Origin of the sequence: Paenibacillus sp. RRE4 (genome assembly GCF_031844205.1) — a bacterium.
Classification (GTDB): domain Bacteria; phylum Bacillota; class Bacilli; order Paenibacillales; family Paenibacillaceae; genus Paenibacillus; species Paenibacillus xylanexedens_B.
The window spans coordinates 3,081,424-3,103,004 of the sequence record NZ_JAUZUT010000001.1 but is presented as its reverse complement, the minus strand read 5'-3'; the positions used below and the strand labels follow the sequence as shown (position 1 = coordinate 3,103,004).

The 21,581-nt window shown below is 44.3% G+C and carries 15 protein-coding genes; 13 read left to right on the top strand and 2 right to left on the bottom strand.

Translation table 11 applies throughout. From position 1 onward, the window contains the following. Window positions 1-38: 38 nt before the first annotated feature. Window positions 39-512: a stalk domain-containing protein gene (locus Q9R46_RS13910; protein WP_311280440.1), complete on the bottom strand. Its 474-nt coding sequence runs from the start codon at window positions 510-512 to the stop codon at window positions 39-41. 307 nt (window positions 513-819) lie between these two features. Then, window positions 820-1,704 carry a helix-turn-helix transcriptional regulator gene (locus tag Q9R46_RS13905; protein ID WP_311280439.1) on the bottom strand — a complete coding sequence of 295 codons (885 nt, stop codon included), beginning with the start codon at window positions 1,702-1,704 and terminating at the stop codon, window positions 820-822. Window positions 1,705-2,200: 496 nt separating this feature from the next. Between Q9R46_RS13905 and Q9R46_RS13900 the strand changes: the two genes are divergently transcribed. The 13 genes from Q9R46_RS13900 (at window position 2,201) to Q9R46_RS13840 (ending at window position 21,448) form a co-directional block, all read left to right on the top strand. Then, the gene (locus Q9R46_RS13900) at window positions 2,201-3,406 is read left to right on the top strand and encodes an LLM class flavin-dependent oxidoreductase (protein ID WP_397386349.1); all 1,206 of its coding nucleotides are present in this window, start codon (window positions 2,201-2,203) and stop codon (window positions 3,404-3,406) included. 14 nt (window positions 3,407-3,420) lie between these two features. After that, window positions 3,421-4,695, top strand: coding sequence for an ABC transporter substrate-binding protein (locus Q9R46_RS13895; protein WP_311280437.1), 1,275 nt, complete (start codon window positions 3,421-3,423; stop codon window positions 4,693-4,695). A gap of 3 nt (window positions 4,696-4,698) precedes the next feature. Next, on the top strand, window positions 4,699-5,571 hold the full coding sequence (locus Q9R46_RS13890) for a carbohydrate ABC transporter permease (RefSeq protein WP_186375464.1): 873 nt from the start codon (window positions 4,699-4,701) through the stop codon (window positions 5,569-5,571). A 145-nt stretch (window positions 5,572-5,716) separates the two neighbouring features. After that, on the top strand, window positions 5,717-6,532 hold the full coding sequence (locus tag Q9R46_RS13885; protein WP_145331886.1) for a carbohydrate ABC transporter permease: 816 nt from the start codon (window positions 5,717-5,719) through the stop codon (window positions 6,530-6,532). Window positions 6,533-6,692: 160 nt separating this feature from the next. Next, entirely contained in the window at window positions 6,693-7,910 is a 1,218-nt protein-coding gene (locus Q9R46_RS13880) for an MFS transporter (protein ID WP_145415522.1), read from the top strand. A gap of 278 nt (window positions 7,911-8,188) precedes the next feature. Next, complete coding sequence (locus Q9R46_RS13875; RefSeq protein WP_311280436.1) at window positions 8,189-9,043, top strand: cell wall hydrolase; 855 nt, start codon at window positions 8,189-8,191, stop codon at window positions 9,041-9,043. Window positions 9,044-9,430: 387 nt separating this feature from the next. After that, window positions 9,431-10,309 (top strand): prohibitin family protein, encoded by an 879-nt coding sequence (locus tag Q9R46_RS13870; protein ID WP_311280435.1) that lies wholly within the window; start codon window positions 9,431-9,433, stop codon window positions 10,307-10,309. Between the two features lie 175 nt (window positions 10,310-10,484). Next, a complete protein-coding gene (locus Q9R46_RS13865; RefSeq protein WP_311280434.1) occupies window positions 10,485-10,772 on the top strand; it encodes a DUF3139 domain-containing protein in 288 nt (95 codons plus the stop codon). A gap of 180 nt (window positions 10,773-10,952) precedes the next feature. Continuing rightward, entirely contained in the window at window positions 10,953-11,705 is a 753-nt protein-coding gene (yaaA, locus tag Q9R46_RS13860) for a peroxide stress protein YaaA (RefSeq protein ID WP_311280433.1), read from the top strand. A 236-nt stretch (window positions 11,706-11,941) separates the two neighbouring features. Continuing rightward, window positions 11,942-15,247 carry a hypothetical protein gene (locus Q9R46_RS13855; protein ID WP_311280432.1) on the top strand — a complete coding sequence of 1,102 codons (3,306 nt, stop codon included), beginning with the start codon at window positions 11,942-11,944 and terminating at the stop codon, window positions 15,245-15,247. A gap of 30 nt (window positions 15,248-15,277) precedes the next feature. Continuing rightward, the gene (locus Q9R46_RS13850; protein WP_311280431.1) at window positions 15,278-20,077 is read left to right on the top strand and encodes an RHS repeat-associated core domain-containing protein; all 4,800 of its coding nucleotides are present in this window, start codon (window positions 15,278-15,280) and stop codon (window positions 20,075-20,077) included. Between the two features lie 24 nt (window positions 20,078-20,101). Beyond that, window positions 20,102-20,593, top strand: a complete 492-nt coding sequence (locus Q9R46_RS13845) for a hypothetical protein (RefSeq protein ID WP_311280430.1) — start codon at window positions 20,102-20,104, stop codon at window positions 20,591-20,593. Between the two features lie 222 nt (window positions 20,594-20,815). Beyond that, window positions 20,816-21,448 carry a hypothetical protein gene (locus tag Q9R46_RS13840; RefSeq protein ID WP_311280429.1) on the top strand — a complete coding sequence of 211 codons (633 nt, stop codon included), beginning with the start codon at window positions 20,816-20,818 and terminating at the stop codon, window positions 21,446-21,448. Window positions 21,449-21,581 lie beyond the last annotated feature (133 nt).

Sequence of the window (21,581 nt, the reverse complement as noted above, 5' to 3'; positions counted from 1 at the left end):
GCAATATCCTACTTTTCTAAAACAGGCGTAGTCTGCCTCTATTCCTTACTAACCTGAACGGTTTTTGTCTGCGAGTCATAAGAAACGTGAATATCGTAGACCGAAACGACATCTTTTAGCGGAAAATAAATGCGATTTTGAATCAGAAGAACAGGGCTATTCATCCGAAATGACTCACCATCGTGCTGGAACGTTTCACTTCCAACCTTGAACTCTAATTCTGGAGTAGGCATTGCAAAGTCTTCATTGAGGACCTTAAACGTTTTGGTTTCGGATTGAAAGGATAAAGCTTTGGAATTGATCTGGAACGGAAGGCATCTCACGAATCCGTCGAGATCAACGTAGGTGTGCCCTTTAATGATCAGACCTGTAAATGATTTTTCGCCCAACACATTGGATTTGATATCTACAGTTGAGCCGGATGAGGGGGAGGAAGCCGCGTTTACGGAGGAACCAAGACCAGCCATAGCAAGAGTTAGTACGCTCACAATTAAAAGCTTGGAAATACGCATGATTAACCACTCCTTTGATATATTCATTAGAATTAACGTAACAACGGGGACATAAGTTACATATGTTGGGGGTAAGTTTCAGGAATTGCAAGATGAGATTTTTTCGTACTTTAACTTGTGATATATGAAAAAAAGATTTCGACTCGTCAGAGGCAGCAGAAGCTGAATCTAGCTCTTCTAATTTATAGAAAACCTGAATAAGGCAAGTCCCGATCGCTGAGCGAGGGACTTGCCTTATTCAGGATATTTTAGTGCATGGGAACAGGAAATCGCTCCGTTAGCTCGCCGGTTCTCTTAACCAACTCATCTAATCTCTCTTCTGTTCCGTTGTCGTTGTCCGATAACGGTTAGGAGGCAGACCAACTTGCTTTTTGAAGGCTTTGGAGAACGAAAATAAATCCGGGTAACCCACCGAATGAGCCACTTCCGTTAAACTCAGCGTGGTCTGCACGAGTAGGAGTTTGGCTTGATTCATTTTGAGTTGCTGAATATATTGCACTGGGGACAAGCCGTAGGCTTTGCGAAACTGTTTGGCAAAATGGGTTCGGTCCACCCCTGCATGGGCAGACACACCTTCTACCGATATCCCGCCTGCAAAATGAAGTTCAATGTATTCTTTGCCTTTCTGAAGCCAAGGGGTGGCTACATCCGGTTGCAAGTCTTTGGTCGCCGGAGAGCGCGCAATGCGGTCGAAAAGGCTGAGAAACCGGATCAGTCGCCCCAAGTCACTGGCACTGTCCTGTGTTTTGCGAACATCCTCCATAAACGACCGCATACTGCTAGCTGTCTCGGGTGTGAGTACACCTGAACGATACGGATTGTCAGGACTTAAGCCAATGCGGGAAAGCAGTTCAGCGGCATATGCTCCGTCAAAGGCAATAAATATTTTTTGCAAAGCATGGTCGGGATCTGTCCAGTACTCATGCGTCACATGCGGAAACAGACAGAAGGCATCTCGGGCCCTCAGGGGATACTGCTGTCCGTTCTGAATAAATGTACCTTCCCCCTCCAACACAAATAACAAGTAATGATAAGGCGTAGTCCGAGGACCTATATGATAATTGCTTTTAGCAATGTTACGACCAATGCGTAACGGCCATGCACCGCTGGCTTTCTCGAATTCAGACGGAGTGAAAAATAGAATATCCAAAAACTCGTGGTGGTCCTCCTTCATGCGTTCAAGCTCGGTCATCAGGAACACCTCTTTAATAATTAAGTATCGTTGATATCATCTAAAAGATTCATTTATAACCTATTATACAGGTGGGTTTTATATAAATTCAAGATCGGGTAAACATGAATTCGAAAAACGACCACAAAATGACAAAAATAAATTGCCGCGAAATGACATTGATCACAGACAAATCAATTGATATGATGTCCATACCTATTAAACCAAGTTAATTAATCGGTATTTGTAATTATATCTTCTTACAAATGTAAAGAAGTAAAGCGATTTTTGAAAGATAAAAAGTGAACAAGCACGACGTAGCGCAGGGGACGAAATCGATTCTGAAGAAGCGAAGCGTCCGCCTTTATCATTGGATGTTTACCTTTTAAATAGGGAATCAAAAAAATCCAAGGATAACAGCGGTTGAAAGAACGATTCGGAACCGGAGCGTCTAATGTGCTCGAACGTGACTTGATTTTCAACATGAGACTTTATTTATCCATAGAAGGGAATGACGATGGTGAGCGAACAGCAAGAGATGAAATTTGGATGGTTTTTACCAACGGCTGGAGATGGGAAGTATGTAGGTGTAGAGCCGGAACGTGAGCCAAGTCTGGATTATCTGGTGCAGGTGGCACAGACGGCGGAAACGGCCGGATTCGAATTCGTACTGATTCCGACAGGGGGAGCCTGTCTGGACGCATGGGTGGTCGGCTCGGCGGTAATGAGTCACACCAAGACATTACGTCCCCTTGTCGCGATTCGCCCAGGTTTGGTGACACCCGTACTTGCGGCTCGCATGGGTGCGGCACTGGATCAGCTCTCTGGCGGTCGCGCCATGATTAACGTAGTTACAGGCAGTTCGGTTCGAGATCTGGAAGAACTCGGTGATCCGCTGGCACATGCGCATGATGAACGGTATGTTCGCGCAAGCGAGTATATGGAAGTCATGAAGCGTTCGTGGACGCAGTCGACAGGCTTGAATCTGACGGAATTCGCCGGAAGTGGCACACAATCAGGTGCAGATGCATCCAGCGAACCAAATCCTGAATTCAACGGTCAATATTACAAATTCAAAGGCCCGGTAGGCATGCCGGAGACGGTACAGAAGCCGTACCCTCCATTCTATCTTGGAGGAAGTTCTCCAATTGCAAAGCGAGTGGCAGTTGAACATGCGGATACCTTCCTGATGTGGGGGGAGCCGCATGACTGGATTCAGGAACAGATCGAAGAGATCGAGGTTATTCGCGAGCAGGTGAAAGAGGAGACGGGACAAGATCGTCAGCTCCGTTATGGTATGCGTGCACAGGTGCTCATTCGGGATACGGAAGAAGAGGCCTGGGCAGCCGCATGGGAGATCATCAGCAAAGTGCCGCCGGAAGCGATTGAAAAGGCTAAAGCTGCTTTCGCCGAAACGGATGCCACCAATCAGCGCAGACAGAATGAACTCCGGGAACTGTCCGAGAAGCAGCAATTTGTAGTTGGACCGAACCTGTGGACAGGTTTGTCGGTGGTGCGTTCCGGGGGAGCTATCCTCATCGTGGGTACAGCGGAGCAGGTTGCAGAACGGTTGATGGAATACGGAGACCTGGGCGTAACGACTTTCATTTTGTCCGGCTATCCGCACCTGGAAGAAGCCGAAATCTTCGGCAAGGCCGTGATGCCCATCATCCGCGAAAAATGGAAAACAAGACAGAAACAGCATTCAGTTAATACCAACTAAGGAGGCCGTCTTTCATGAAAAAAAACAAAAAAATGATCCTGCCGCTTCTCAGCATGCTGGTGATGTCCATCCTGCTGTCCGCTTGCGGCGGTGGAAATAACGCATCATCCGGAGAGAACGGTTCCTCAGGTTCAGGCAAAGTGACCATTAGCTTCATGCACTGGCGCGGCGAGGATTCCGAAGCATTCAACAAAATGATTGACGCGTTTGAAAAAGAAAATCCGAACATCCATGTGGAGATGCAGACGTTGCCTTCGGATCAGTACCAATCCACCGTGCAATCCAAAATCAGTGACGGCTCTACGGGCGATGTGTTTGCTTCTTTCCCGGGCGCCCAGTTCCAAGCATTCAGCAAAGCCGGATTATTCACGGATCTGACCGGATCATCCTTCCTGTCGGCGTACAATCCGAAACTGATCGAAGCAGGGCAGAAGGATGGCAAGCAATATGCGATTCCATACCAGCTTGTATATAACGACCCGATCTATAATGTGAAGCTGTTTGAAAAGTATGGCCTCACACCACCGAAGGATTGGGAAGGGTTTCTCGCTCTTTGCCAGAAGCTGAAAGACAATGGCATCATTCCGATTGCCTTTGCCGGAGCGGACATTGGTCCGGGTCAATTTATGAATACGATGGTGATGAACAATGCACCGAGTGACGACATTTTTACCAAAGTTGAAGCAGGCGAAGCCAAACTGACAGATGAGTTCTGGGTGAAAACGTTGACTCAAATCAAGGAACTGAATGATAAAGGATACTTCCAGCAAAATGCACTGGGTACGAAAGACCCGGCAGCAGGTGCACTGTTTATCCAAGAGAAAGCAGCGATGCTTGCAAGTGGATCGTATCAACTTTCTCAGAACAAACAACAAAATCCGAATCTGGAGCAAAAATTACTAGCGCCGATTACGGTAAGTGCCGATCAGGCGAAATATGAGGGAGTGCACACGACCACATTCATGCTTGCGGTAAACAGCAAATCGAAACACCCGGAAGAAGCGAAGAAATTCCTTGAATTTCTGAGCAAGCCGGATGTAGCTGGCGCATACGCCAACCAGACAGGACAGAATGTAACGTTAAATGACGTGAAGTATGATACACCCGAGCTTCAGGTTGCGGGAGAATGGGCAAACAAAAAGACCGTGTTCCAGCCACGGTTTACCATCCTGAACGGAGACAACCAGAAGGCGGTAACCAACTCCATTCAGGCTGTGTTAAGCGGTACTTCTCCGGAAGAAGCCGCACAGCAAGCACAAGCGATCATTGATCAGCATATCGGGAAATAAACGATGAAAAACCGTATTCAGCTATCCCTGTTTCTGTTACCCGGATTGCTGCTGTACGTTGGATTGTTCGTATTTCCTACATTGACGGGGCTGTTCTACTCCTTTACGGATTGGGACGGGGTATCCCCGTCGTATGCATTTGTAGGGCTGGATAATTACAAGGACAGTCTCAGCAGCATCGTATTTCGCAAAGCCTTCGGCAATAACGTGGAGTTTATGTTAACCGTTGTCATCGCACAAACTTTTATTTCACTTGTTCTGGCCCTGCTTTTGGTACGTAATACCAAGACAAAAGTGGTACTTCGGGCGCTGTATTTCCTACCGGCCATTCTGTCGTCGGTATCCGTTGGTCTGATCTGGGCGTTCATGTATGATCCGTCCATTGGACTGATTAATTATGGGTTAAACGAGGCGGGTATGAGTAGCATCGCTCGTAACTGGATCGGTGATCCGAAGATTGCGATTTTCTCTATCGCTGCGGTACAGGTTTGGGCTCACGCAGGACAGATGATGATTGTGTTCATCGCAGGTCTGCAAGGCATTCCAGCAGAACTGTACGAAGCGGCACGTATGGATGGCGGGAGCAAATGGCAGGTATTCCGTACCGTAACCTGGCCGTTACTGGCTCCTTCGGCAACGATTGTGGTAGCCTATACGACCATCCAGTCGTTTAAGGCCTTTGATCTTATTTTCACAATGACGGACGGAGGTCCGAACTATGCCACTGAAATTTTGACCACATATATCTATCATACAGCCTTTGGTAGCTACTCGTTTGGTCTAGCTTCTGCAGGTTCGATGATCTTCCTGGTGCTGCTCGCGCTACTGACGTTATTACAGTTCAAGGCGCTTCGTGCCGACCGGGTGAGCTATTAACGGATAGATGATTGCTTCTTTTCGTGAGACCATGGTTGAAAATCGAGAGCTGTGTTCGGAGAATATGAATTAGTTGATATTAATGTTGATGTTGAATGCAGAGATTCGTTATAAGTGTGAGGTTGAGAGGAAGGAGGGATTTTATATGGTTTTGAAATGGTTCAATCGACTAATTCTGTTTGTGTACGCACTGCTGATCCTTGTACCGCTGTATTTCGTATTTGTATCTTCGTTCAAAACAAGCAGCAACTTCTTCACCAGTCCGTTCAGCTGGCCGGACCCATTTACGTGGGATAATGTGACGGGGTTGTTCCGTAATCAGCCGATGTGGCAATATTTCGGGAACAGTATGATTGTAACACTGGGAACAGTGGCGATTGAGCTGCTACTCAGTAGCATGATTGCTTATGCCATTGTCCGCTGGGGCGGTAGCGTAGGCAAAATTGTGTTTGCCCTATTTGTAGCAGGTTTGATCGTGCCGTCTCAGGTCAGCATGTTGCCGATCTATTCCCTCACACGTACGCTCGGCTGGTCGGATAGTCTGACTGGCTTGATTATCGTATCCGCTGCGATGTTGATGCCTGTTTCCGTGTTCATGCTGACGGGTTTCATGCGTATGTTAAATTCAGAAATTTTGGAAGCAGGTAGTATGGATGGGGCAAACGAGTGGAGACTCTTTACCCGGATTGCTCTGCCTCTGGCGGCACCTTCACTGGCAGCAACCGCAACGTTCCTGCTGGTGATGGTCTGGAATGACTTGCTTATTCCGATGCTTATGCTCACTAGCAAGTCCAAACTGACCTTGCCACTTGCCCTGATGCAATTCCGTGGGGAGTACGTGACGAATTACCCGATGATGCTGACTGGTGTCCTAGTGACAGCGATCCCGATGATTGTGCTGTTCCTGCTGCTTCAACGTTATTTTGTCGCAGGTCTGACTGCAGGTTCCCTTAAAGGCTGAGGGACGAGAAGACGACTGAAAGATCATTCGCAAAATCGAGTTCATTTATATTTGTTGTAATTGGCGTCACCTCGTATTTTGCATTGATTTCTGGTTCATTCTGCATAATAATGGTTTAGTGTCAGAATGACTACATAGAGATCAAGGGAGCTATAATCTGATGAGTAAATTGGAAGTGTTGCGGAACCCCAAGCAGCGCAAGCTGCTGTTCAGTGCCGGTATGAGCTGGCTGTTTGATGCGATGGAGGTCGGCATGATCTCCTTTATCGTAGCTGCACTCGCGAAGGAGTGGAGTCTTAGTCCCGGACAAGTTGGGGTGCTTACAAGTATCAACTCTATCGGGATGGCACTGGGTGCCTTGCTTGCAGGTGCACTTGCAGACCGTTTTGGACGAAAAGCGATTCTGATGTGGACGTTGCTGATCTTTACCATTGCAAGCGGTCTATCAGCACTCGCTACTGGTTTTGCAGTCTTGTGCGCACTGCGTCTCGTTGCAGGGATTGGCCTTGGTGGCGAGTTGCCCGTAGCATCTACGCTGGTCTCGGAATCGATGCCTACAGCGGAACGTGGACGTGCGGTTGTGTTATTGGAAAGCTTCTGGGCAGGGGGCTGGATTGTATCGGCGCTGATTGCCAATTTTGTCATCCCTGAGTATGGGTGGAGAATTGCATTTGCCATCGGAGCACTTCCGGCGTTCTACGCGCTGTATTTACGTCGTGCCATCCAAGATCCTCCGCGGTACAAGAATCACACGAAATTGCATAAAATCACGTTCCGTGAGAAGGTTGCGACCGTCTGGTCTGCACCGCATCGCCGGACCACATTAATGCTATGGATTTTGTGGTTTACTGTTATTTTCTCGTATTATGGCATGTTCTTGTGGTTGCCTTCGGTTGTGATGGCGAAAGGTTTTACATTGGTCAAAAGTTTCCAGTATGTGCTGATCATGACGATTGCACAACTACCAGGTTATTTTACTGCTGCGTATTTCATTGAACGATTTGGCCGAAAATTTGTACTGGTCGTTTACCTTACTTTGACTGCGTTCAGTGCGATTGCCTTTGGACTGGCTACAACCGAAGCGACCATTTTGGCCGCCGGAATCTGTTTATCGTTCTTCAACCTTGGAGCCTGGGGCGGATTGTACGCATATAGCCCTGAATTGTATCCGACTTCGGTTCGTTCCACAGGCGTTGGACTAGCTACATCGGTTGGTCGGATCGGCGGCGTACTTGCACCATTTATGGTAGGTATGCTTGTTCAGCGGGCGGTTCCGATCAGCCTGATTTTCACGATTTTCTTCGTGACAATTCTCATTGGAGCAGCTGCCGTGCTATTCTGGGGTCGGGAAACGAAAGGGCAGGAACTCGCCGAATAATCGTTACAAAATTTTAGCGCAACTTTTGTGGGGGTCTGTTTGCCTACGAAAATGGCGGCTGGACAAGCGGAACAAGGTTGATATAAGAAGAGGTATGACCCTGATACGACCATGGGCTCATGCCTCTTTTTGATATGTGCAGGACTCATTTTTTCATGCTCCATCGGTCCGATAGACGTGTTATTTTCGATATCCTATAATGACACTCGGGATGTCCATCCGAGAGGATTCAGGGGGAAGACGTATAACTGGATTCAGAAAAATGGAGGGTTAAGGAAATGACGAATAAGAAGAATACAATGAGCGAAATGCATATGACGAGTGAACAGCATAGCGTGTACGAAATGGTGCGAATTGATGAAGAGGCAGGGATGAATATCATATATGGGTATTCTGATCCGAATGATCTGCGCACGAGTGCAGACGATATGAAACCTATTACCGTGAGTCGTAAAGTCACCCATCGCAGGGGTAGAAAGACGAACAAAAGAGCAGGCCGAGTCAGTATGCTACTTGGAGCTTGCGCTATGACACTTGGACTTACCGTTGCAGCACCTTCGGCTGGAGCACAGAAGCTGGAACAAGGGATTCGCAGTGAACACGTGGTACAGCTACAGGAGCAATTGAGCGAGCTTGGTTATTTTGACGCTGGAGTAACAGGTTATTACGGTTCGATTACTCAGAGCGCGGTTCGCGATTTCCAACAAGCGCAGGGACTGCGTGCCGATGGTGTAGCAGGTCCGGTGACGCTGGACAGACTGAACCAAAAGGTCAAAGCCGAAGGAGAAACGCTGCGTCAGTTGGCGAAGTTGATCCATGGGGAAGCACGTGGGGAATCTTTTGAAGGGCAGGTCGCTGTGGGGGCAGTTGTCTTAAACCGGGTGCAATCGAGAGAGTTCCCGTCATCGATCTCTGAAGTCATCTTTCAAAAAGGTCAGTTCACCGCTGTCGACGATGGTCAGTTTAATCTGAAGCCAACCGCAACCTCGTTTAAGGCTGCACGTCAAGCCCTCAATGGCGCTGACCCAACACATGGTGCGCTGTTTTATTACAATCCGAAGATTGCTACGTCCGAGTGGAGCAAGAGCAGAACGACACTGCTGACCATTGGGCAGCATGATTTTACGAGATGAGTGTAAGTTGAGATATGTAATGTAACACTGCTAAAAATAATAGTAATGATGAACCTCGGCTGTGCACTGCTGAATGCAGATGAGCTACCGGGGTTTATTTATATTTAGGCTATGCGGGGCATATATATAAGTGGTACTGGAAATCCATGAAACCAAATATAAATTTACAAAGTATATATAAAGAAGGGTATAATTAGTTGCTAATTATAAATTTGTGCTTTGGGTTACATCTATAAGAAGGGAGGACGAGTATGCCATTTATTGGGGGAATCATTATAATCTTTATCCTAGCATTTATTCTATGGTCATTAATGTTCCCGCTATTCAATAAAATAGGTAGTAGAATTCTGAAGAAATACAATAAATTCAAACAAGAGGAGAATGGTGATGAAAAATTCAAAGACGTTTAGGGTAGGAGCGATCGCGGTTGCCTTAGTTATTATCTTGGGAGTCGTACTGATGACCTTCTTTTTAACACGAATTCCGAATGGATATGTCGGGGTTGTCTATTCACCCAATGGAGGCGTAAAAGATAGTACACTGAGTCAAGGCTGGAAGCTTGTTGGAGCGTTTGATAAAGTGACCAAATATCCGATCCGGATTCAAACGGTTGAATACAGAGACATTCAGATTGCTACTTCTGATGGAAAGAACATCACCATCGATTTTGCTTATAACTACCAAGTCGAACCAAGTAAGGTATCTTCTATTTTTAATACATTTGGGCCCATTAGCATTCAAGAAATCGAGGATACATATCTCAAAACACGTTTCCGTGACGCAGCCCGTAAAGGTATTTCCAAGTTTACAGTCATTGATGTTTATGGCGAGAAGTCATCTGAAGCAGGTGTAGACGTGCAACAACGTTTCTCTGATGATGTTAAGGAATTAGGTTTTATTGTATCTAACGTTACTGTAGGTGTTCCTCAACCTGATGCCAAGACTCAGGAAGCAATCGATAAGCGTGTCGAAGCGTCTCAAGAACTGGAACGTAAAACGACTGAACTGGAGATCGCCAAGAAAGAAGCAGATCGCAAGCGCGTGGAAGCGCAAGGTAATGCAGACAAACTGTTGATCGAAGCAGAAGGTCAGGCTAAAGCCAATAAAGAGCTGCAACAATCCTTATCCAGTCAACTCGTTGAATATGAAACCATCAAGAAATGGGATGGAGCTCTTCCATATGTAAGTGGATCAAATACACCAATGATTCAATTGCCGGCGACCAAAACAGAGCAAAATAGCAGCACAGGTAACGTGTCTCCCTAATTAGCGTTTTGAAAATGCATACCTTACTTTTTCAACAATTGAAGATGTTGAATTCTAATGAACAAGCCGGTCCAATATGGGGCTGCCTTGTTCATTATTGAGTCTTTTCATAGGTATATAAGCCGTGTTCATCACACAGCTTATATTGTTATAATGTAAATGGTAGGTGAATAAAATGAAGTTCTTAAAAGGATCAATCATTTTTATAATATTAGCGGGCGTAGTTTCAATTATATGGTATGGTTCCTATGAAAATGATATGAAGAAACTAGAAGACGGTTTAAGAAGGTATTTTACTGTTGAGAAAGGATTAAATGAAAACGATATTATAAGCATCACAGCTCGTCGTAGTAAAATGCCGAAGTATCCTGTAGTAGTGAAATTAAAAGATGATCCACAGGAGTATGTCTACTCTTATAGAGGAGAGCAATGGGTGCAATTAACACCTGACCCACATTCGTGAAAAATTATATTTTATGAATTCTGATAAACAAGTGAGTCCATTAGTGGAATAGCTTGTTTATTTGAGTTTTTCTTAGGAGGTCCTGTAAGAGTTAATATGCCCCACCATTGGATTTACCTATCCAATCCTGTACAATGAATAACGACATAATAACGGTAGATTAAGGATGGATTAGAAACGATGCGAATTATTATATCACCAGCCAAAAAGATGAAGGTCGACACTGATCTGATGGCTAGCGCACAAATGCCGCAATTCATAAATGAGTCAGAACAACTCCTGAGCCTGCTTCAGACGTTGTCCTATGACGAGCTCAAAACATTGTGGAAGTGCAACGATGCTATCGCGGAACTGAACATGGAGCGAATTCGGGATATGAACCTAAAGGCCAATCTTACCCCAGCTATCTATGCCTATGAAGGCATTCAGTATCAGTATATGGCGCCTGGCGTTTTTCAGCAGGAAGAGCTGGCGTATTTGGAGCAACATTTGCGCATATTATCCGGATTTTATGGCATGTTGCGTCCTTTGGCCGGGGTTACCCCGTATCGGTTGGAGATGCAGGGCAAGCTGCAAGGGCCGGGGTTCAAATCCCTTTATCAGTTCTGGGGCAGCAAGCTGGCTGATCAGCTTCAGGCGGAAAGTAACTGCATTCTCAATCTGGCTTCCAAAGAGTATAGCAAAAACATCACGCCTTTTCTGAAAGAAGAAAGCCGTTTTATCACTTGTGTATTTGGACAGATGGTTGGTGGGAAAATGGTGGAGAAGGCAACCCGCGCCAAAATGGCGAGAGGTGAGATGGTACGGTATATGGCAGAGCGGAAGATTTCAGATGTGCAGGATATCAAAGGATTTGATCGGTTAGCGTTTGTTTTCTCGGAAGAGATGTCGGATGAGCGTACTTATGTGTTTATTTATTCAGAGGAAAAGTAGTAGTGAGGATTATTTAATATGTAAGAGAGCAACAATCTGTTTTATTCTATTCAAGAGTCGCCATCTGGCGGCTTTTTTGTTTTATTTACACCCTTAAAAGGGAAATAGTCCCTAAAATCAAGGACTAATTAACTATTACCTAAATTAAGGAAAATGACGATACTTATAATTCGACCATCTTTATCTCTTTTAAGGGATGAACTGGAAGATGAATATAAAGGAGGAAAAGAAATCTCATGAATTTACGAAAAGGCTTTATTATTTTTCTGGTTTTCTGGCTTGCTATTGGAACCATGCTTCCAACTAGCGGTTATGCACTTTCAGATCCATCAGCCTTAATAATACCGTCCGAGAGCACGGGTGATGATGTTAACCGTTCTACGGAGGATGCAGTGCTGTTAGGGCAGGCGGATGTAGAGGTTTGGGATCCCGATTTCTATGAAGAACCTGAGGATGTAAATGAAGGTGAAGAACATATGAAGGAATCAGACCCGTTTACGGTGACGGATGATACATACGGAGAGCACATGTTCACTACCCAAGCAGCGGCTTTGGCGAACGAAACACTAGTCATGAATCCGGGAGAATCATATACATTCACCAATACCGGGACCGTTGCCAGGAGTTTAAGTATCAATGCATCAACCTCAAGAGGTAGTGCATACGATTATGCCAATTATAGACCGGACGGAAGTATTTCAGGTGATAATTTAGACTTTACCGGAAGTATAACGGTAAATTCAGGCTACACGATCGTCATTACATCAAGCGGGAAAAATCCTTTCACCGTTACGGTTCGACCGGAGTTTTCCTATGGTGTGTCCACAAACCCTGCGATGCACCGAGTTACTTTGTACAAAGGAGAAAGTTACCGCTTCTTCAATGAAGGATCACAGTCAAGAGTTTTAAGTGCGGATACTTCCACAACCCAGGATAAGAAGATCGACTACGCTGTTTACAAAGAAGATGGTAGCCTTGTAAGTTCAAATTTTCAAACTACAGGCAAGCCTTCGGTTGCTGGAGGAAATGAAGTTATTATTACAGGTGCAGGTTCACAGCCTGTTAGCGTTGGTTTTCCCTATGAAGTATACACGGGTGACTGGAGTGACGAGCCGGCGTATACACGAGTAACTTTGAATCAAGGAGAGAGTTATCAATTTACGAATATTAGTTCCAAATCGGATGCGCTTCAGAGTGATGGAACCTCTAAAGATAAACATGATTACGTTGTTTATCTTCCCGATGGTACAGAAAGTACGACCGGGACCAATTCAACCACAAAGCCGACGATCGCTGCGGGCAGAACAGCTGTGGTGACACTGGTAACCTCAACACCTGTGACATACGGTGTACCATACAGAACTTTCGATGTTCAGAGAGCTGGCGGAGATGCGATAACAAGAGTGACCGTATATCCCGGAGAATCTGTTATTTTCCGGAATAACGGATCATTAGCCAACCCAATTAAAAACAATGCGAGCAGCGCCAACGGAGCTGTGTTTGATTACACCTTGTATACCTCGGAAAATGTTGTGCATTCTGACGGCTTTAACAAAAATATCAATCCAATCATTCGATCTCAAGGTTACGCCGTTGTATCCGTTGTAGGACAAGTTCCGATTGAGTTTAGTTACACGGATGATTTTTCCTTTGAATACAGTCTGGAACCATCCCATCACCGTGTAACGTTGAACCAAGGGGAAAGTGTGACATTCTGGAACTATGGTAAAAGTCAGGAATATCTCGACAGTGATGCTTCATCGAATAACAAATCTCGTTTATTTGATTATGTAACTTATTACCCCGATGGTACGGAGCGCAGCACCAAAAAATCAACCTCAACAGCTCCGGTTGTTTTTTATGGGAACAAAGCCGTAGTTACAGGTGTATCCGAACAACCTGTAACGATGGGTGCCATCTATACCATTTTTGATGTGGAGGATCGGCCTAACGAAGCCTTGAGTAAGATTACGGTTGAACCGGGACAATCCGTGAAATTTCATAACGGCGGTTCACTTTGGAATCCAATCCGGAGTAATGCGAAGTCGGTGGCCTCACTCTATGACATTGTTGTATATAAATCAGATGGCAAAGCATATAGTGACAAATTCAATAACAATGGTACTCTCGCTAATATTCCATCTGGCGGAGAAGCGATTGTTACCGTCGTAGGAAGCACACCTGTGTTATTTGAATACACAGATGATTTTTCTGTAGTAGATAGCCAGGAACCCGCTTATTTGCGTGCAACGTTAAACAAAGGAGAGAGTTATGCCTTTACAAATATAAGTTCAGATTCCAAGAGGGTCAGGACTGATGCTTCTAGTAATCAACAAAGAGTCTTTGATTATATCATCTATAATGCAGATGGAACGGAATCTTCTAAGAGAACAGCCGTTGCTTTTGATCCCCTTGTCTCGGGTGGTAAAAAAGTTGTCGTTACGAATATTTCCGAGCAAGCGATAACGTATGGAGGGATTTATCGTATTTTCCGTGGACAAGACGACGAAGTCCCATCACTTGAAACGGAAATTACAGTGAAGCAGGGACAGAGTGCAGTTTTCACTAATCCGGGTTCAACAACGGCTCTAATCAATCGGGTAGGAACAAACAGTTCCATTGTTGATTTTGTAGTTTACGAAGGAACCGATAAATTCTTGCATCTAACGGCAGGTTCGGACTTGGATACTTGGGAAATACCTGCTGGCGGAACACTCGTTATGACTGCAATATCTTCTGAGCCAGTAACGATTCAATACAGTGTACCTGTGATAGCTAGTCCCAGTCAGGAGCCTGCACTCCTTAAACGAAATTTGGAGCCGAACACCACGGCGATATTCGCTAATACATCTTCTTTCTCATCCGTGCTCTTTACATCTCAAGTAGAAGGATTGGTATACGATTACGTAATCCGTAATCAGAACCAAGTCGTTGTTAAGGAAGGGAAAAATGCAGTAGGACCACAACATGTACCTGGAAGATCGGATATTGAGGTGCATAATGTGTCAGGGCAAACGTTGAAATTCGTAGCTCCATACCGCAATTTTACGGCCAAACAAGTAGAAGTTGAGTTTTTAACTTTGTATGAGAATACAGAGACAGAGCTTCCCAAAGTGCAACAGGGGAATGTCTACTATCGATTCAGCCCGTACAACTCAGCCAAATATCGTATCGCGATAAAAGAATCAGAGGATTTTTCCATTGAGCCGCGGATTGAATTGTATGAGGACAAGGAACTCAGCATACCTCTAGTTGCTTCAGTAGATCAGGAGCAGGTGTATGGCGAGCAATATACGGTGCTTGAATGGGATCTGCAGGGTGGGAAAACATATTATCTCAAACTGAGTGAGAAGAATGGAAAAACGATAAAAGGAAGTATAAAAGCGGCTACTATGCGAATCCGCAATGATAACAGCTATGAATACGGTTATGCGAATCAGCTACTAAAAGTCGTGCTGTACACAGGAGATCAGATTGTATTTGAGTATGACCGTAACGGTAATTTAACGAAAAGAACTAAGAAAATTTTCCCATTTAATTAATGATTATTAATACTAGGTCGAGGTGATGAAGTGTTTAAGAAAATAACATTGATTTGGTTATGTGCGATATTAGTTTTTACTGGGCTTGGCTCTTTTGCGTATGAAGGGCAGGCTGCGGCGGCATCGTCGTCAGAAGGAAGAGATTCTCTTCCTGCAGCTACCTATATTACAATTCATAGTTTACAAGAGCAGTTTGGTATTCAAGAGGAATGGATCAGAGCGAAACTGGATCAAGGTTACTCCTTGTATCAGTTGTATAAGGCGTTACAGACAGATCGCTCAGGCGGTGCGGCTGCTGAGAACTGGCTTCAAACCCAGGAAATCAGCGAACCGATTACCATGGAGGGGCTACGCCCTTCCTCATCCACACCGTATGATTCATCTCAGCTCAAACCCTTTTCAATCCTTGCCGTTGACGATGAAGTTCCAGGTACAGGAACAACCGTGGATCAAACAGGGCTTGATCATGTCGATCTTCGGGATGAAGCATCCCGGTATATGACGTCTTTTGGAGCTGAGTCCATCTCAACTGCTACAGGGGAGATGACGATTCAAAGTGCCGATCTGTCACTTCCGGGTTTGATTCCCTTCGATCTGACACGTATTTATGATACAGCTAGAGCGAATGGACAGCTTGGTGTGAAGTATGACGAAGCGACTCAAACGTATTCTAATGCGGTAACACCGCGCAAAGAAACAGCTGCAGGCCTTGGGCAGGGCTGGCGTTGGGATCTACCTTTTATGGAACAACGTGGTGAGAACCAGTACATTTATATTCCAGGTGTGGGCTATTATCGTTTAAACGCAAATTTGCAACTAGAAGGTTATGTATGGAATGATATTTCACTTCAAAGAGATGCAACTGTAACGGTGGATGGGGTAGCCAGCAGTTATCGTTTGTCCATCCGCAACGGGTACGAGTATTTGTTCACACAAACGGGAGAATTGTTGCAGATTACGGATGCCTACCGAAACACGGTGAATTTCAAATATACGAATTCAAACGGTAACCGTGTTATCTCTCGTATCGAAAATAGCGAAGGTCAAGCGCTGACATTTACGTATAGCGATCTGAAAATGACTGTTCAGCTTGCTGGAACGGATCGGAAAGTGACCTATACACAGCGTGAGGACGGAGATATTCGTATTCTGAGAGAGTTTACGGATGCGCTGGATCGAACAACGACCTATACGTATTATTATCCGGAATCCAAATTCAACTTTTTACCGGAGCTTCAACAAAATCAGAGTGCACATGGTGTGATGCATACGGCGCTACTGTCGCGTATTACAAGCCCATCCTCAGCGATAACAGACTATGCCTACATACCGGCTTTGAAGCAGGTTGGAACGTCTTCCGTACATTTTGTATACAAAGTAAGAGAGCGTAAAAGTCATTTTAGTTCAACAGATGCCGAAGGTGATCTGGACAAAGTTAATTTCGAATACTCTGGAGAGGATCTGGAGTCATACGGTCAATCCGCTTCATGGACGACCAAAGTGAAATCAGGAAATACGGTGGATACATGGAAGTTCTCCAAATCATTCGGTGCAGCTGCACAGCCGGATTTAATCCGGGTGGACAAGCATGAATTAAGTGCAGATGGCGTCGTCTATAACTCGGAGTACAAGTACGATAGCCAAAATAAACGGAATCTGCCTACAGAACAATCTGAATGGACTAGTGAGAACGGTCGTGCAGGAGATAAACTGACTACTACGGTGACTTATGATACGAACGGAATGGTTACTTCCGAAAAGCAAAGTACGGGACAAGAAACGACTTATGCCTATGAAACCGGGAAGTCTCCGTACTTTTGGATCCAACCTATTCGTACAACGACTAAGATTAATGACAGGTTAGAAAGATACACGGAAACGACTTATAATGGACAAGGATCTGTATTACGAAGTGTAACCAAAAACGGATACGGAGGACAGATATTATCTGACTCCGAAATCAAACTCGACGCAAAAGGCAGAGTTGTCACGACAACGGATAAAGGCGGTTATCTGGCTAAAGACCGCGTGGTGACGCTGAGTTATGATGCGAATGCGGGACATTTAGTTCAATCGAAATCAACCATTGTCAATGATATTGCCGGGAAAGCAACTCCTTATGTCGATTCATATGAATATAACGGTGCTAGTGAACTGAAAAAAGTAACCGATGCTTCGGGTGAAGAAGAAACGTATCAGTATGACCAAGCCGGACGGGTTCTTCAAGTCACCCATGCGGATGGCACAAAATCAGTCACTGCCTATGATGATGTGAAAAATATCATTACCAACACCGCCCCGGACGGTATGGTTACCAGAGAGCGGTATAATCCGTTAGGTCTTCTGGCAGAAGAACAGACGGCAGAGGCTACCTATAAGTATGCCTACGATCGTGAAGGAAATGTCACTGCGGTTGAAGATGCTGAAGGAAATGTAACCCGATTCGTCGTAGATGCGTTGGGCCGAACAACCAAGACTCAATACCCAGATACGACCACAGCTAACACAGCGTATAACGCTGTAGATCGAACGGTAACGTATGAAGATGCCGCTGGCAACAAAACCCGTGAAACAAGAGATGTACTGGGCCGCGTGACAGTGATGGAAGAATATCAGAACGGTGCATACGTTCCATTGCAACAGAAAGAGTATGATCTGGATGGCAATGTGACGGCATCTATTGATGGTAACGGCGAACGGACAACGTATACGTATGATGCTATGGGTCAAATTGCAACGGCCACCACACCGAAGCAAGAGACAAGCCGTTATTTCTACAGCTATCAAGGTCAGACGACTCAGGTCGTATCAGCGAACGGCCAGACGGTAACCAAGCAGTATGATGAACTTGGCAGGCTAATTAAACAGACACCCCCTATTCAGGATGGCTCTGCAACCAGCTACTACTATGATAAACGAAGCAATCTGATCAAAAAGCAGGATCGACTTGGAAAAGTCACCGAATACACGTACAACAGTGACGACATGCTCACAAGCATGAAGGCACCAGATACGAGTGTATCGTATACGTATGATGCTGTTGGGCGCAGAACCTCCATGACCGACGACCATGGCAAAACGACGTACAGCTATCAGCAATCAGATGGAATGTTGGACGGATTAACATTTCCAGACGGAACACAGTTGAGTTATGAAAATAATACACAGCAACGTCTGGGATACACGTTGACCGATGTAAAGGGACAAGCCCTGCGTATTCACGGCGAGCTCGATGCGATGAATCGGGTCACTTCCATGGATATTACCTCGGGTACAGGAGGAGCCTCTGCTCTTGCTTCATCGGGAACAACACCGGTAGATCGTATGACGTTCAGTTACAAACCGAATAGCTTACTGGAAAAACTATCATTTGGTAAAGGGCTCAGTACAAGCTACCAATTTAACGGATATGACCTTTCAGGGGTTACGATCTCTCAAGGGAGTTCCGCAGTTCAACAGTTTAGCTATGAGTACGACGGTAACAAAAACATGACGACCCGTACCCAAAACGGAAAAACGGATCAATACACTTATGATGAATTGAGCCGGATTCAGACTGAAACGGGCACGCAAAAAGAAACGTACACCTATGACCAGAACGGTAACCGATACAGTACCGGAAGCGGAAAAATATACGGTCTGAAGGATGCACAGTATACGTATGACAGTCAGAATCGTATGGTTAAGGCTACCGGAGAAGGTAAAACCGTAACCTATAGTTATAACGGCGATGGATTGTTGTACGAACGTACCGAAGGCGAGCAAACCATTCGGTATTACTATGACGAAGAAGCCAAACTGATGGCTGAGGCTATAGTAACATCAGGAAAAGCAGAGCTTGCTTACGTTTATATCTATGACTTGTATGGGCAGCTATGGGCTCGGCAGGACAAAAAGACGGGCAAACTGGAGTACTACCAGTTGAACGGACATGGAGATGTCATTGGTCTTGTAGACGATGCAGGCGAAGTTCTGAACAGTTACACTTACGATATCTGGGGCGGACCGTTAACGAGAGAAGAAACGGTACCGAATGTACTTCGATACGCAGGAGAATATTGGGATGATACGGTAGGGCTGCAATACTTGAGAGCTCGCTGGTACGACCCAAGCATGGCCCGTTTCATCGGTGAGGATACGTATGAAGGTGAACTGAATGATCCATTGAGTTTGAATCTATATTCGTATGTGAATAACAATCCGTTGAAATATGTTGATCCAAGTGGGCATGTGGCTGTAGACGTAGACGTTTTTAATATTAATTGGAGATTAAATTCGTTGAAAGCAGATTGGCATCACTGGGATAAAATTTTTAAAGAAGCTAAGGACAATTCACCGATGTGGGTTTACGCTCACAAAAAAAGAAATCAGGTTGCGAATCAAGCCCAAACCATAAGAAAAAGCAATAGTGGAATGAAGGGAATTTTGGAGAAGAATGAACCTGTGTTTAATGCGTTTGTATTGCAACATGATACTTCAAGAAATATGAAAGTAATGGTTAATCCTAGTAATAATAAGGTTTATTATGCCGATTCATCAAAATACAATTGCCCTGATTGTATTTACTATGAAGATATGTATGCAAAAGGAAAAGCGGATGCGATTATGGGGAAAGTATCTTCTCAACTCATGAATTTGGTTACGAGTAAAAGATTCGGAAACACAAACTATTTAGTAGCATCAGTTTTGGGGAATGTTGAAGTAACTGAAGAGGGGACTGTAACTACAATGATTTATGTGAAAAATCCCAAAGGGCATAAAATTCAATCTGTAATTGTTACTAGTGATGGTAAACCTACTGCATGGACAGGCTGGAGATTATACTATTAAACTATGTTAGAGAGTGGGAGTACTTTGAGAAAAGGATTAATAATAGGTGCATTGATAGTGATTGCAATAATTGTTTTTTTTATTTTTAATAAAGATTCAGTTCCTACAGAATCTACTAGATATATAATATCGGTTGATCATGAAGGTGATTCTTGCAAGGTAACTGTTGATAGTCCGCCAAAAAGCAAAAAAAGTACTCAAACAGAGCGATTTGAAAGTCCATCATGTAACAAATTGAAAGAAGGTAACGTAATAACCTATCGATATTTAAACGAAGGAAAGTATTTATACATCGTTTCGATTAATAAAGAGCTAACAAAAGATCCTCTGGCAGGAGTAGTAACAAAAAAAAATGAAAATGATGGAAAGTATTATATTACCGTTAGTTCAACGAGCTTTGGCGAAGAAAAATTTCCTGTAGACAAGAAAGATTGGGCCCGAGTAAATATTAGATCCAATCTTGCTTTTTATCTGGATGATTGGGGAACTCCTATTAACATAACAAAAATACAGTAAAAGATTGGTTTGAAAGAGTGGGGATTTTTTCCTTTTAGAATTGTATGTATTTTTACTATAGGTATAAAAATTCTTCATTTTTCAAAAGAAGATGCCTTCAGTTATATTTGGGGGCATTTTCTTTAATATCAATAGGAAATAGAAGTAGCAATGGTTACTTAAAGATTTACTTCTTGTATTCGAGTCATAGAGCAGGGCTATTCCTATACCGGAGGTGAACATGTGTCAAAGTGGATCAAATGGATTTGGGGTGCTACCGTTCTCGTTAATTTAGTTGCATTTATTTGGTTTTTAGTCGCTGCTACATCCAATTTTCAAAGATCACTCGATTTGGTCGGTATGCCGATCATGCTTCTTTGTGGTATACCATCGCTCATGATTAATATGATTTCAGTAGTCATTTTAATAAGGAAATGGAACTCTTCCTTAAGTATAAGTACCATGATCTATGGCGGGTTATTCATTTTGATATTAATGTGTTGTACTCCAGCGTTTATAAATGCATTAGAACATTCAGTGAAACCAGAGCGAGTAGAAAGTGATCCTGTCAGCCGCACATCGGATCAGAAGTACGAGTACAATCTGGAGATAATCAACATGTCCCAGCGAAATAATCAGGTGAATTTAATTGTAAAAGAGGTCTCTAATCAAGCTGTTAAGAAAACGATCCCGCTAGATCTGGATGCAAAAGAGATCGCGGCCATCACGACGAGCCCAGGATCAGATTGGCAGTGGACTGTTCTAGAACCTACAGAAGAACCTGAAATATACAAGCTAACCACTACCGAAAAATTAGGGATACATAAGATATATAGGATTGACGTTGTAGAAGGGCTATCAGAAGAAATGAAGTGAGTGCGGAATGGTGTAGGACCTCAGTATGGAAACTCAACACTGTGAGGTGGGAATAATAAATTGAAATCAGGAAGTTAGCCGGATAAAATTGCCATTAAACTTCTGCTAACATAGATGTATTCTACATAAAATA

What these genes read in the sequence shown, in the direction of transcription:
- Q9R46_RS13910 (WP_311280440.1), bottom strand. Translation starts at nt 512, where the DNA reads ATGCGTATTTCCAAGCTTTTAATTGTGAGCGTACTAACTCTTGCTATG.
- Q9R46_RS13905 (WP_311280439.1), bottom strand. Translation starts at nt 1,704, where the DNA reads ATGACCGAGCTTGAACGCATGAAGGAGGACCACCACGAGTTTTTGGAT.
- Q9R46_RS13900 (WP_397386349.1), top strand. Translation starts at nt 2,201, where the DNA reads ATGGTGAGCGAACAGCAAGAGATGAAATTTGGATGGTTTTTACCAACG.
- Q9R46_RS13895 (WP_311280437.1), top strand. Translation starts at nt 3,421, where the DNA reads ATGAAAAAAAACAAAAAAATGATCCTGCCGCTTCTCAGCATGCTGGTG.
- Q9R46_RS13890 (WP_186375464.1), top strand. Translation starts at nt 4,699, where the DNA reads ATGAAAAACCGTATTCAGCTATCCCTGTTTCTGTTACCCGGATTGCTG.
- Q9R46_RS13885 (WP_145331886.1), top strand. Translation starts at nt 5,717, where the DNA reads ATGGTTTTGAAATGGTTCAATCGACTAATTCTGTTTGTGTACGCACTG.
- Q9R46_RS13880 (WP_145415522.1), top strand. Translation starts at nt 6,693, where the DNA reads ATGAGTAAATTGGAAGTGTTGCGGAACCCCAAGCAGCGCAAGCTGCTG.
- Q9R46_RS13875 (WP_311280436.1), top strand. Translation starts at nt 8,189, where the DNA reads ATGACGAATAAGAAGAATACAATGAGCGAAATGCATATGACGAGTGAA.
- Q9R46_RS13870 (WP_311280435.1), top strand. Translation starts at nt 9,431, where the DNA reads ATGAAAAATTCAAAGACGTTTAGGGTAGGAGCGATCGCGGTTGCCTTA.
- Q9R46_RS13865 (WP_311280434.1), top strand. Translation starts at nt 10,485, where the DNA reads ATGAAGTTCTTAAAAGGATCAATCATTTTTATAATATTAGCGGGCGTA.
- yaaA (WP_311280433.1), top strand. Translation starts at nt 10,953, where the DNA reads ATGCGAATTATTATATCACCAGCCAAAAAGATGAAGGTCGACACTGAT.
- Q9R46_RS13855 (WP_311280432.1), top strand. Translation starts at nt 11,942, where the DNA reads ATGAATTTACGAAAAGGCTTTATTATTTTTCTGGTTTTCTGGCTTGCT.